Genomic DNA, 12,571 nt, shown 5'->3' with positions numbered 1-12,571 from the left:
CATGGAGCTGATTCTCTGGATTCTCGCAGTCGTGCTTGTGGTCGCCGGCATCCTCGCGCTGTTCCGGCGGCAGATTCTCTGGGGCGTCGTCCTCATCATCGTCGGGCTGCTGGTCGGGCCGGGTGGTGTCAGCATCTTCAGCTGAGCCGGCGTCGGCCGCCGCGCGCGCCGGCCGACGCCGCCGACCGAGGGACCCGCCGGGGTCGTCGCGACCGGAAGCTCCGTCCTCCCGACAGGAGCAGGCCGGACGCGGCGACCCCGGCGTCGTCGGTTCGGGTTTCGCCCCTCTCCAGGACGGAAACATCTCGATGATGGAGATTTCTCGGAGCGACCGGCGCGCTGACGACGCCCGGCAGTGGTGGGTTCTGCTCGGCTTCGGCGCGGCCGTGTTCGTCGCCGCCGCGATCGGCGGTCTGGGCGTCCGCGGCACCGCCGCCGAGTACGCGAACCTCGACCAACCCTCCTGGGCCCCGCCGTCCGGGCTGTTCGGGCCGGTCTGGACGGTGCTCTACGCGATGATCGCCCTGGCCGGCTGGCTGGTCTGGCGCCGGGCCGGCTTCGGGCCGGCGCTCTGGGCCTGGACCGCCCAGCTCCTGCTCAACGCGATCTGGACCCCGCTGTTCTTCGGCGCGGGCCGGTACGGGCTGGCGTTCGCCGACCTCGTCCTGCTGTGGCTGACGATCGGCGTGACGGTCGCCCTCTTCTGGCCGGTCTCCCGGGCCGCCACGGCGCTGATGCTCCCGTACTGGGCCTGGGTGACCTTCGCCGGAGCCCTCAACCTCGCCATCTGGCAACTCAACAGCTGACGCCCGAAACCCCACCTCACTGCCGCCCGCGGTCGCCCGCCGACTGCGGGCGGCGGCGCGTCCGGCGACGCTCCGCCCCTGCACAATGGCCAAATCGTTACCGATCCGATCAACCTTTCACCGTTGCGCCACAACCCTGTAACGGATTGACTGACGGCCTCGAACTCCTCTGTCCGAGGCCGGCGGTGATCCCCCGGCCCGGGCGGCGCTTGACGAGAAAGGAAGGGCCCCATGCCATTTCGTGCCACGAAGTCGCGCCTCGCGGCTGCGTCGGCCGGCGTTCTCGGCCTCACGCTCACTCTCACCGCCTGCGGTGGCGGCTCCGACAACGACACCTCGGCGGACGCCCCGTCCGTCGACTGCGCGCAGTTCAGCCAGTACGGCGACCTGAAGGGCAAGACCGTCACCGTCTACGCCGGCATCGTCACCCCCGAGGACAAGGCGTACGTCGACTCGTACAAGCCGTTCGAGGAGTGCACCGGGGCCACGATCAAGTACGAGGGCGACAAGTCCTTCGAGACGCAGATCCTCGTCCGGGCCAAGGCCGGCAACCCGCCGGACATCGCGATCGTCCCGCAGCCCGGTCTGCTGGCGCAGCTGGTCGAGACCGGCCGGGTCAAGGCGGCACCGCCGGAGGTGGGCGCCAACGTCGACAAGTTCTGGGGCGCCGACTGGAAGTCGTACGGCACCGTGAACGGCACCTTCTACGCCGCGCCGTCCGGCGCGAGCATCAAGTCGCTGGTCTGGTACTCCCCCAAGGAGTTCAAGGACAACGGCTACCAGGTGCCGAAGACCCTGAACGAGTTGGTTCAGCTCTCCGACAAGATCGCCGCGACCGGCAAGAAGCCGTGGTGCGCCGGCATCTCCAGCGGTGAGGCCACCGGTTGGCCGATCACCGACTGGATGGAGGACATGATGCTCCGGCTCAACGGGCCGGAGACCTACGACAAGTGGGTCAAGCACGAGATCCCGTTCAACGGCCCCGAGTCGACCGCCGCGCTCGACGAGGTGGGCAAGTTCCTGAAGAACGACAAGTACGTCAACGGCGGTCTCGGCGACGTCAAGAGCATCGCGACGACGACGTTCCAGGACGCCGGGCAGCCGATCCTCGAGGGCACCTGCTCGCTGCACCGGCAGGCCAGCTTCTACGCGGCCAACTTCCCGGAGAACACGAAGGTCGCCGAGGACGGGGACGTCTTCGCCTTCTACCTGCCGGGCAAGGACGCCAACTCCAAGCCGCTGCTCGGTGGTGGCGAGTTCAACGTCGCCTTCGCCGACCGGCCTGAGGTCAAGGCGTTCCAGACGTACCTGTCCACCGACACCTGGGCGAACGTGAAGGCGCAGGTCTCGCAGGGCTGGGTGAGCGCCAACAAGGGCCTGGACGTCGCCAAGGTGAGCAACCCGATCGACAAGCTCGCCGCCGAACTCCTCCAGGACCCGAACTCGGTGTTCCGCTTCGACGGCTCGGACCAGATGCCGGGCGCGATCGGCTCGAACGCGTTCTGGAAGCAGTCCACGAGCTGGATCACCGGGCAGAGCACCAAGCAGACCGTCGACAACATCGAAGCCGCCTGGCCGAAGTGAGCTGACGGTCTCGGGGCCGGCCGGAGCGGACGCTCCGGCCGGCCCCGAACCGTCGGAGGGAGGTGAGTTCCGGGTGACCACCGCTGAGAAGTTCCTCGAGATGGGCATCGCGATCGGGCTCTTCGTGGCGATCGTGGGCGTCATTCTCTTCGTCGCCGGCCGGATCGGTGGCGGGCGCGGCGACCGCTGGGTCGCGTACCTCTATCTCGCGCCCGTCGTGCTCATGCTCGCCGTCGGGCTGATCTACCCGGCTGGCCGCACCATCTGGCAGTCCTTCTTCGACGCCGCCGGCACCTCGTTCGTGGGGATCGACAACTACCACACGATCTTCACGTCCCCCGATCAGCTCACGGTGCTGCGCAACACCGTGCTCTGGGTGGTGGTGACGCCGTTCGTGGCCACCGCCGTCGGCCTGCTCTACGCCGTCCTGGTGGACAAGGCGCGGCTGGAGGCGTTCGCCAAGGCGCTGATCTTCCTGCCGATGTCGATCTCGTTCGTCGGCGCGTCGATCATCTGGAAGTTCGTCTACGAGTACCGGCCGGACCAGCCGGGCGTACGGCAGATCGGCCTGCTCAACCAGCTGATCGTGTGGGCCGGCGGCACGCCGCAGCAGTGGCTGGTGGAGTCGCCGTGGAACACGCTGTTCCTCATCGCGGTGATGATCTGGATCCAGGCCGGCTTCGCGATGACGGTCCTGTCCGCCGCGATCAAGGCGATCCCGGACGACGTGGTCGAGGCGGCCCGACTGGACGGCGTCAGCCCGGTGGGCATGTTCCGCTACGTGACGCTGCCCAGCATCCGCCCCGCCGTGGTGGTCGTCCTCACCACGATCGGCATCGGCACCCTGAAGGTCTTCGACATCGTGCGGACGATGACCGGCGGCCAGTTCGACACGAGCGTCGTGGCGAACGAGTTCTACAGCCAGAGCTTCCGCAGCGGCAACGAGGGGCTGGGCGCGGCCCTGGCGGTGCTGCTCTTCGTGCTGGTCATCCCGATCGTCGTCTACAACGTCCGGCAACTGCGCGCAGCGGAGGCGTCATGACCGCGACCAGCACCCCACTGTCCACCACGCCGCCGGTCAAGCCGACCCGGACCAGCACCGCCCGCGCCCGCAAGCGGCTCACCTCGCCGTGGGCGTCCCTCGCCGCGGTGGTCATCGCCGTGCTCTGGACGCTGCCCACGTTCGGCCTGGGCATCTCCTCGCTGCGGCCGGAGCGGGAGATCAAGACCACCGGCTGGTGGACCTTCTTCACCGAACCGACGATCACGCTCGACAACTACCGGGACGTGCTGGCGGCCGAGGGCTCGGAAGGGCTGGGCGCCTTCTTCGTCAACTCGTTCATCATCACGATCCCGTCGGTGATCATCCCGATCTGCCTCGCCGCGCTGGCCGCGTACGCCTTCGCCTGGATCCGCTTCCCGGGTCGCAACGTCCTGTTCGTGGCGGTGTTCGCGCTCCAGATCGTGCCGATCCAGGTCACGCTGATCCCGCTGCTCACGCTCTACGTGGACGCGGGCCTGGTCGGGTCGTTCTGGACCATCTGGCTCTCGCACTCGATCTTCGCGCTCCCGCTGGCGATCTTCCTGCTGCACAACTTCATGCGGGAGATCCCGGCCGGGTTGCTGGAGGCGGCCCGGGTGGACGGGGCCGGCCACGTCCAGATCTTCTTCCGGGTGCTGCTTCCGCTGCTGACCCCGGCGCTGGCCGCGTTCGGCATCTTCCAGTTCCTGTGGGTCTGGAACGACCTGCTGGTGGCCCTCACCTTCGCCGGTGGCGGCGACGAGGTGGCCCCGATCACCGTGGCGCTGGCCAACCTGAGCGGCACCCGGGGCACGGCCTGGCACCTGCTGTCCGCGGGCGCGTTCGTCTCCATCATCGTGCCGGTGGTGGTCTTCCTGCTGCTCCAGCGCTACTTCGTGCGCGGCCTGCTGGCCGGCGGCCTGAAGGGCTGAGCCCGGCGCACCGCGCCCGGCAGCCGCTCGGCGGCGGGCGCACCGACGGCGCGGTGGCGGGTGCGCACCGACGGCGCGACGGTGATCCGCGGCATACCGGTCCGCTGTCCACCCGGCGGCACGCCGCCGGGGGCCGGACAATGGAACGCGCAGATGGTCCGTCCGTCCCGGGGATCCGGGGCGGGCGGGCCGCGGACCGCACCGGACCGGCACGAGACACGGGAGTAGACCTGAACACGCACCCGACGCACCCGGACCCGACCGAGGCGCCGGTCACCGGCTGGTGGACCGAGGCCGTCATCTACCAGATCTACCCGCGCTCCTTCGCCGACGCGAACGGCGACGGGATCGGTGACCTGCCCGGCATCACCGCCCGGCTCGACCACCTGGTGGAGCTCGGCGTGGACGCCGTGTGGCTCTCCCCCTTCTACCCGTCACCCCAGGCGGACGCCGGGTACGACGTCGCCGACTACCGGGGCGTCGACCCGCTGTTCGGCACGCTCGCCGACGCGGACAAGCTGATCACCGAGGCGCGCTCGCGGGGCCTCCGGGTCATCGTCGACCTCGTCCCGAACCACACCTCGTCGGCGCACCGGTGGTTCACCGCCGCCCTCGCCGCCGGCCCCGGCAGTCCCGAACGCGACCGGTACGTCTTCCGGGACGGCAAGGGCGCCGACGGCGACCAGCCGCCCAACGACTGGCAGAGCGTCTTCGGTGGGCCGGCCTGGACCCGGGTCACCGGGGCCGACGGCCGCCCCGGTCAGTGGTACCTGCACCTGTTCGACCCGGGTCAGCCCGACCTGAACTGGGACAACCCGGAGGTGCGGGCGGAGTTCCTCGACGTGCTGCGGTTCTGGCTGGACCGGGGCGTCGACGGGTTCCGGGTGGACGTGGCGCACGGTCTGATCAAGCAGGCCGACCTGGCCGACTGGCAGGAGCCGCAGGAGATCCTCTCCGGCCGGGAGGTCGACAAGCCACGACCGCCGATGTGGGACCAGGACGGCGTACACGAGATCTACCGGGACTGGCGGGCGCTGCTCGACAGCTACCCCGGCGAGCGGATCCTGGTCGCGGAGGCCTGGGTCGAGCCCGCCGAGCGGCTGGCCCGGTACGTGCGCCCGGACGAGATGCACCAGGCGTTCAACTTCGAGTACCTGCTCGCCTCGTGGACCGCGCCGGCCCAGTACGCCGTCATCACCCGCTCGCTGGAGGCCACCGACGGGGTCGGCGCACCGACGACCTGGGTGCTGTCCAACCACGACGTGGTCCGGCACGCCTCCCGGCTCGGCCTGCCGGTCGGCACCCCCCGACCGCACGGGATCGGCATCGGCGACGAGCAGCCGGACGCCGCCCTCGGCCTGCGCCGGGCGCGGGCGGCCAGCCTGCTGATGCTGGCCCTGCCCGGCTCGGCGTACCTCTACCAGGGCGAGGAACTGGGCCTGCCCGAGCACACCACGATGCCGGACGAGGCCCGGCAGGACCCGACGTGGGAGCGCAGCGGCCACACCCTGCGCGGCCGGGACGGCTGCCGGGTGCCGATCCCGTGGGAGGCCGACGCGCCGTCGTACGGCTTCGGGCCGACGGACGCGAGCTGGCTGCCCCAGCCGCCGGTGTGGGCGGAGTTCGCGCTGGACCGGCAGCGCGGGGTGCCCGGCTCGACGTACGAGCTGTACCGCACGGCGCTACGCCTGCGCCGGGAGCACGGGCTGGGCCGGGGCACGCTGGCGTGGCTCGCCACCGGGGACGAGGTGCTGAGTTTCCGCAACGACGGGCTGACCGTGCTGACGAACTTCGGCGGGGTCCCGGTGCCGGCGCCGGCGGGCGAGGTGGTCGCCGCGAGCGCCCCGCTCACCGACGACGGCCGGATGCCCACCGACGTCACGGTGTGGGTGCGCTCCGCCTGACAGTGTTGAGAGGGGCCCCTTGTACAACGCCAGGCGTTAACAGGGGGCCCTTCCTTACAGCCGCTCGGCGCGGGTGTGCAGGAGGTCGCGTACCTCGGCGATGTCGCGCGGTGAGGTCCGCGCCGCCAGCCAGTACATGATCCCCGTGGGCACGAAGAAGAGCTGGAAGGCCGCGAGCCCGACCGCGTAGTTCAGCGGCGGTGGGAACGCGACCCGCAGGCCGTGGAAGGCCACCCCGACCAGTCCGTTGCCGGCCGCCCGCCCGACGCCGTTGACCAGGTTGCCCAGGCTGTAGACGGTCCCCCGGTGCTCGGGCGGGTTGACGTCGGCGATCAGCGCGAACCAGTTGGGCGAGTTGGCGGAGGTCAGCGCGAGCGCCAGCAGCGCCGTGAGCAGGCTGAGCCCGACCGTCGGTTCGGTCAGCACGCTGGCCAGGACCGCACGGACCACGGCGCCGGCGCCGGCGCCGTCGGGCACGTCGATGCGGATCGGCACGAAGAAGAGCACCAGGTAGAACGGGAGCGCCGCGAGGATGCCGACCGCCGCGACCAGCGCCCGGCCGGAGGGCGTACGCCGTTGCAGCGCGTCCCCGACCAGCCCGCCGACGATGGAGAAGACGCCGCCGAGCTGGAACAGGGTGGCGAAGACGCTGCCCACCACGACCGCGGTGGCGGTCGAGTAGCCCTGGGCCTCGGCCCGCTCGGTGAAGAGCACGGGCAACCACACCAGCGATCCGAACGCGGCCTGCGCGGTGAGCCCCTGCAGGATCAGCCAGCGGTTCGTCCGCCGGCCCACGATCCGCGGTAGGTCGGCCCGGCTGATCCGGTAGTCGTACTCGGCGCCGCCGGCGAGCACCTCGGCGAGTTCCGGTTCGCTCTGCCCGCGCCGGATGTCGTACGTGAACAGGTAGGCCGCGGTGGCGGCGAGGCCGACCACGGTGAGCACCACGAAGGGCCGGCGCCAGTCCGCCGCGCCGAGCAGCCCGCCGACCAGCGTGCCGGCGAGCGTACCGACGCCCTGGGACAGCCCCCAGAAGCTCATCACCAGGCCCCGCCGGCGGGGCGAGATGAGGTCGGTGACCACGGAGAACCCGACCGACCCGACCGCGCCGAGCCCGACCGCCCCGATCAGCTGGGCGGCCAGGAACGCGGGGTACGTCCCGGCGACCGCGCTGCCACCGGTGCCCACCGCCCAGATCAGGGTGCCCAGCATGAGCAGCGGCTTGCGGTTGGCACGGTCCCCGACGTACGCCCAGCCGACCGCCGCCACCGCGCTGACCAGGAAGCTGACGGCGGTGACCAGACCGAGCAGGCGCGGCGGCACCTCGAACGCCGCGGCGATCGAGCCGTACAGCGGGGGGACCAGGCCGATCGCCACGTTGTCCAGCGAGGCGAGCAGCACGAACACCACCACGCTGTAGATCCGGTGCGTGCGGCCGCCGCCCCACGCCCGTGGGCTCGGCCCGATCAAGGTCATGACCCGCAGCCAACCAGGACCAGATAACAACCGGGTGACTTCCCCGAGCTACCGGTAGCCGAGCCGGCCTCGCCGGCGCGCGGGGCGGGCCGACGTACGCGAGGCCCTTCCGCGGCCTGGCCCCGAGAACAACCAGGTGCTCTCCTCGACGGCCGGCGCCAGGCGGTGGTCTCCCGGCACCAGGTCGTCGCGGGGACAGTAAGAAGGCAAGCCCCGACTCTCCTGATGTGAATGCAGTTTTCGCATCCACTGCCGAGTCAGCTCGGACGCCCAGCATTCCCGAACAAAGCAAGGAGAAAGCCGCGCTTCACTCACGCGGCTTTTTCCTTTACCGTATTCCGCGGCGGCGCTATTTCAGCGTCGGTCGTAGCCGCTCGACGTAAGGTACGGGTACGTCGAGTTGCAGTAGGCGTCCGACCAGCCCCCACCGACTGAGATCCAGGGACCGTATCGCCAGGTGCCCTTGTTGTAGTCGTTCAGGCAGTAGACCTTGGCACGGTACTGGCCGGTGCCGTTGTAGCACTTGACGGTGGCGCCCTGGGGTTGCGAGTACCAGGTGCCGGTGGAGCAGTTGCTGGGGATCGCGAGCGCCGGGCCGGCAGCCACTCCGATCACACCCAGGCTCGTCGTGGTGGTCAACAGTGCGGTTGCGGCAAGCAGACGTAGTGCCTTCTGAGGGCGCATGTTCGCCACGAATTGCCGTCCTCTCCCCGTGGTCGCCGCCGCCTTACGCTGCGACGTTCACCTATTTCTATCGTATGGCAAATACGTCGCGCAAGAGCCGATCACGCAGTCTGCTCTCACGACCGGTATTCCGGCGCCACGGGCTACCACCACGCTCGTCGCACCCGCCCCCTTATTCACCACTAATGTCCGTCACGCTCAATTCGTGGCGTCTCGGCACTCGGCGTACCTGGCGCGGACGGCGGGCAGCGGTTCGCCGTCGTACCGCTCGCCGGCGCCGCTGGCCCAGACGGGCGGTTCCGCATCCCCGAGGGCGACCCAGGCGGCCTGGCGGGCGGCGCCGTCGGCGACGTATTCGCCCGGCGGCGGAACGACCACCGGGACACCGAAGACCTGCGGGGCGATCCGCCGTACCGCCGCCGAGCGGGCCCCACCGCCGACCAGGATCACCCGGCGCACGGTGGCGCCCTGCGCGACCAGCGCGTCCAGGCCGTCGGCGAGGGCGCAGAGCATCCCCTCGACCGCCGCCCGGGCCAGGTGCGCCGGCGTCGACGTGCGCAGGGTGAGGCCGTGCACCGAGCCGGTGGCATCCGGTCGGTTCGGGGTCCGCTCCCCCTCCAGGTACGGCACCAGGACCAGCCCGTCCGCCCCGGGCGGCGCGGTGAGCGCCAGCTCGGCCAGTTCGTCGAGGCCGACCCGGAGCAGCGCGGCGGCGGCGTCGAGCACCCGCGCGGCGTTGAGCGTGCAGACCAGCGGCAGGAAGCGGCCGGTGACGTCGGCGAAGCCCGCGACGATGCCACTCGGGTCGGCCGCCGGGGTGTCCGCGACGCTGAAGACGGTGCCGGAGGTGCCGATCGAGACGACCACGTCGCCGGGGCCGGCGCCGGCCCCGAAGGCCGCGGCGGCGTTGTCGCCGGCCCCGGGACCGAGCAGCGCCGCCCCGGCGCGCACCGGGACGGCGCCCGCGAACACCGACCGGTCGAGGTGACCGGCGGTCTCGGCCGGGCCGAGCACCCGGGGCACCGTCACGACCCGGCCGAGCGCACGTTCCAGCAGGTCCGGGCGGTACGCGCCGGTCGCCGGGGACCAGTAGCCGGTGCCGCTGGCGTCGCTGCGGTCGGTGCGCAGCGCGTCGAGGCCGGGGGCGCCGGCCAGCCGCCAGGTCAGCCAGTCGTGCGGCAGGCAGACCGCCGCCACCCGGGCGGCGTTCGCCGGCTCGTGCCGGGCCAGCCAGCGCAGCTTGGTGACGGTGAAGCTGGCCACGGGCACCGCGCCGACCGCGTCGGCCCAGAAGCGGCGGCCCTCCTCCCCGCCCCCGGCCTCGGCGACCAGGTCGGCGGCGGCACCCGCCGACCGGGTGTCGTTCCAGAGCAGCGCCGGGCGGACCACCTCGCCGGTCTCGTCGAGGCAGACCATCCCGTGCTGCTGTCCGGCCACCGAGATCGCCGCCACGTCGGCGAGCCCGCCGGCCGCCGTCACCGCCTCCCCGAGCGCCGACCACCACGCGGCGGGGTCGACCTCCGTGCCGTCCGGGTGCGGCGCCCGGCCCTCGCGGACCAGGGCGCCGGTCTCCGCGTCCCGGACGACCACCTTGCACGACTGGGTCGACGAGTCGACCCCGGCTACGAGCGGCATCAGCGGGCGCCGAGCAGGTGCTCGACGGCGAGCTGGTTGAGCCGGACGAAGCCGAAGCCGCGGGCGGCGGCGGCGTCGACGTCGTACTCCTCGAAGGCGGACCGGTCGGCGAGCAGGTCGGTGTAGCTCTCGCCGTCGGCCAGCGTCGGCGTGGCCAGGTCGCCCACCCGGCTGGCGGCGAGGGCCTCGGCCACCTCCGGGTCCGCCCGGAAGGCGGCGGCCCGCTCCTTGAGGAGGAGGTACGTGCGCATGTTCGCCTCGGCCGAGGCCCACACGCCGGTCATGTCCTCGGTGCGGGAGGGCTTGTAGTCGAAGTGGCGGGGACCGTCGTACGCCGGGCCACCGTTCGGGCCACCGTGCTCCAGGAGGTCGACCAGGGCGAACGCGTTGAGCAGGTCGCCGTGGCCGAAGACCAGGTCCTGGTCGTACTTGATGCCACGCTGGCCGTTGAGGTCGATGTGGAACAGCTTGCCCTGCCAGAGGGCCTGCGCGATGCCGTGGGCGAAGTTCAGCCCGGCCATCTGCTCGTGACCCACCTCCGGGTTGAGGCCGACCCGCTCCGGGTGCGCCAGGGTGGAGATGAAGGCGAGGGCGTGGCCGACGGTGGGCAGCAGGATGTCGCCGCGCGGCTCGTTCGGCTTGGGTTCGAGGGCGAAGCGCAGGTCGTAGCCGCGGTCGACGACGTACTGGCAGAGCAGGTCGACGGCCTCCCGGTACCGGTCCAGGGCGGCGCGCACGTCCTTGGCCAGGTCGTACTCGGCGCCCTCCCGGCCGCCCCACATGACGAAGGTGCGGGCGCCCAGCTCGGCGGCGAGGTCGACGTTGCGGAGCACCTTGCGCAGCGCGTACCGCCGCACGTCGCGGTCGTTGCTGGTGAAGCCGCCGTCCTTGAACACGGGGTGGGTGAAGAGGTTGGTGGTGACCATCGGCACCACCAGCCCCGTCTCGTCCAGCGCCTTGCGGAAGCGGGTCAGGTGGGCGTCCCGGGTGGCCGCGTCCGCGCCGAAGGGCACCAGGTCGTCGTCGTGGAACGTGATGCCGTATGCGCCGAGCTCGGCGAGCCGGTGCACGGCCTCGACGGCGTCCAGCTCGGGACGGGTGGCGTCGCCGAACGGGTCACGGGCCTGCCAGCCCACCGTCCAGAGGCCGAAGGAGAACTTGTCGGCAGGGGTGGGACGGGGTGCCATGACAGACCTCCGGGGTGTCGTCCACTATTTGTTCAGTGGTTGAATTATTTGACCGGCATATGGCACTGTCAAGGGGTGAGCCGCACCGCCGCCGTACCCGCCGGGGCCGCCCGGCAGGGCAGCCTGCGCGAGCTCAACCTCGCGCTCGTGCTCGGCCGCATCGCCGACGCCGACCGCCCGCCCTCCCGGGCCGACCTCGCCGCCCACACCGGGTTGACCCGCGCCACGGTCTCGGCGGTCGTCGAGGACCTGCTGCTCGGCCGGCTGGTGACGGAGGTGGAGCCGGCGCCGCGCGCCGGCGCCGGGCGGCCCGCGCGCGGGCTGGTCCTCGCCGGCGACGGCCCGGCCGGGCTGGGCCTGGAGGTGAACGTCGACTACCTCGCCGTCTGCGTGGTCGACCTCGCCGGCCGGGTACGGCACCACACCGTCGAACGGGCCGACCTGCGCCCGGTCCCGCCCGCCGAGGCGCTCGACCGGCTCGTCGCCCTGGCGACGACCGCCCGCGCCGACGCGGCCGACCAGGGCCTCACGCCGGCCGGCGCCGCGCTCGCGGTGCCCGGGCTCGTGGACGACGCCGGCCTGGTCCGCCTCGCGCCGAACCTGGGCTGGCGGGACGTGCCGGTGGCCACGCTGCTGGCCCGGCACCCGGCGCTGACCGAGCACGTCGACGGCGTACCGCCGCTGGTGGTCGACAACGAGGCCAACCTCGCGGCCCTGGGCGAGCTGCACGCCGCCCCGTCCGGGGCGGCGAGCTTCCTGCACATCTCCGGCGAGGTGGGCATCGGCGCCGGCATCGTCCTGGACGGGACGCTGTTCCGGGGAACGCGCGGCTGGAGCGGCGAGATCGGCCACGTCCCGGTCCGTCCGGACGGGCGGCCGTGCCGCTGCGGGGGGCGCGGCTGCCTGGAACGGTACGCGGGCCAGGAGGCCGTCCTCGCCGCGGCCGGCCTGGCCGGGGCCGACCTGCCGGCCGACACCGCGGCGTACCACCTGGCCGAACTGGCGCGGGCCGGCGACCCGGCGGCCCTGGCCGCGCTGCACGACGCCGGGACCGCGCTCGGCGTGGCGGTGGCCGGCGTGGTGAACCTGCTCGACCTGGACACCGTGGTCCTCGGGGGCGGATACGCCCCGCTCGAGCCGTGGCTGCGCCCACCGGTGCTGGCCGAGATTGCCCGCCGGGTGCTCACCGCCGCGTGGTCGCCGGTGACCGTACGACCCGCGACGCTCGGCACCCAGGCGGCGGCCGTCGGGGCGGCCGGTTCGGTGGTCCGCCGCATCCTGGCCCGGCCGGGCGGCTGGCTGGCGCACCGGTCCTGACCGCACGGGCCGGCCGCCGGGCCCC

The 12,571-nt window shown here is 72.2% G+C and carries 11 protein-coding genes; 7 read left to right on the top strand and 4 right to left on the bottom strand.

Annotation, left to right across the window (positions count from 1 at the left end):
* Nucleotide 1 precedes the first annotated feature (1 nt).
* The 6 genes from GKC29_RS29535 to GKC29_RS10115 all read left to right on the top strand — a co-directional run bounded on the left by GKC29_RS29535 (nucleotide 2) and on the right by GKC29_RS10115 (nucleotide 6,247).
* On the top strand, nucleotides 2-145 hold the full coding sequence (locus GKC29_RS29535) for a GPGG-motif small membrane protein (RefSeq protein WP_168215290.1): 144 nt from the start codon (nucleotides 2-4) through the stop codon (nucleotides 143-145).
* Between the two features lie 166 nt (nucleotides 146-311).
* Entirely contained in the window at nucleotides 312-806 is a 495-nt protein-coding gene (locus GKC29_RS10135; RefSeq protein WP_155330581.1) for a TspO/MBR family protein, read from the top strand.
* 231 nt (nucleotides 807-1,037) lie between these two features.
* Nucleotides 1,038-2,390 carry an ABC transporter substrate-binding protein gene (locus GKC29_RS10130; protein WP_155330580.1) on the top strand — a complete coding sequence of 451 codons (1,353 nt, stop codon included), beginning with the start codon at nucleotides 1,038-1,040 and terminating at the stop codon, nucleotides 2,388-2,390.
* A 100-nt stretch (nucleotides 2,391-2,490) separates the two neighbouring features.
* Nucleotides 2,491-3,432: a carbohydrate ABC transporter permease gene (locus GKC29_RS10125; RefSeq protein ID WP_155334065.1), complete on the top strand. Its 942-nt coding sequence runs from the start codon at nucleotides 2,491-2,493 to the stop codon at nucleotides 3,430-3,432.
* Nucleotides 3,429-4,343, top strand: a complete 915-nt coding sequence (locus GKC29_RS10120) for a carbohydrate ABC transporter permease (RefSeq protein WP_155330579.1) — start codon at nucleotides 3,429-3,431, stop codon at nucleotides 4,341-4,343. The genes GKC29_RS10125 and GKC29_RS10120 overlap by 4 nt, the downstream gene beginning before the upstream one ends.
* A gap of 140 nt (nucleotides 4,344-4,483) precedes the next feature.
* Nucleotides 4,484-6,247 carry an alpha-amylase family glycosyl hydrolase gene (locus tag GKC29_RS10115; protein ID WP_155330578.1) on the top strand — a complete coding sequence of 588 codons (1,764 nt, stop codon included), beginning with the start codon at nucleotides 4,484-4,486 and terminating at the stop codon, nucleotides 6,245-6,247.
* 54 nt (nucleotides 6,248-6,301) lie between these two features.
* On the opposite strand, the gene GKC29_RS10110 is transcribed toward GKC29_RS10115, so the two are convergent.
* From GKC29_RS10110 to xylA, 4 genes are all read right to left on the bottom strand, one after another.
* A complete protein-coding gene (locus GKC29_RS10110) occupies nucleotides 6,302-7,723 on the bottom strand; it encodes an MFS transporter (protein ID WP_155330577.1) in 1,422 nt (473 codons plus the stop codon).
* Nucleotides 7,724-8,077: 354 nt separating this feature from the next.
* Entirely contained in the window at nucleotides 8,078-8,338 is a 261-nt protein-coding gene (locus GKC29_RS10105) for a hypothetical protein (protein ID WP_155330576.1), read from the bottom strand.
* 267 nt (nucleotides 8,339-8,605) lie between these two features.
* Nucleotides 8,606-10,042 carry a xylulokinase gene (gene xylB, locus GKC29_RS10100; protein ID WP_155330575.1) on the bottom strand — a complete coding sequence of 479 codons (1,437 nt, stop codon included), beginning with the start codon at nucleotides 10,040-10,042 and terminating at the stop codon, nucleotides 8,606-8,608.
* Complete coding sequence (gene xylA, locus GKC29_RS10095; protein WP_155330574.1) at nucleotides 10,042-11,229, bottom strand: xylose isomerase; 1,188 nt, start codon at nucleotides 11,227-11,229, stop codon at nucleotides 10,042-10,044. Before xylA ends, xylB begins: the two co-directional genes overlap by 1 nt.
* A 75-nt stretch (nucleotides 11,230-11,304) precedes the next feature.
* On the opposite strand from xylA, the gene GKC29_RS10090 reads away from it, so the two are divergent.
* Nucleotides 11,305-12,546: an ROK family protein gene (locus tag GKC29_RS10090; RefSeq protein ID WP_230688980.1), complete on the top strand. Its 1,242-nt coding sequence runs from the start codon at nucleotides 11,305-11,307 to the stop codon at nucleotides 12,544-12,546.
* Nucleotides 12,547-12,571 lie beyond the last annotated feature (25 nt).

Origin of the sequence: Micromonospora sp. WMMC415 (genome assembly GCF_009707425.1) — a bacterium.
Lineage (GTDB): Bacteria > Actinomycetota > Actinomycetes > Mycobacteriales > Micromonosporaceae > Micromonospora.
Note: the sequence above shows the minus strand (reverse complement) of the source record. Positions and strands in the feature narration are given on the sequence as shown.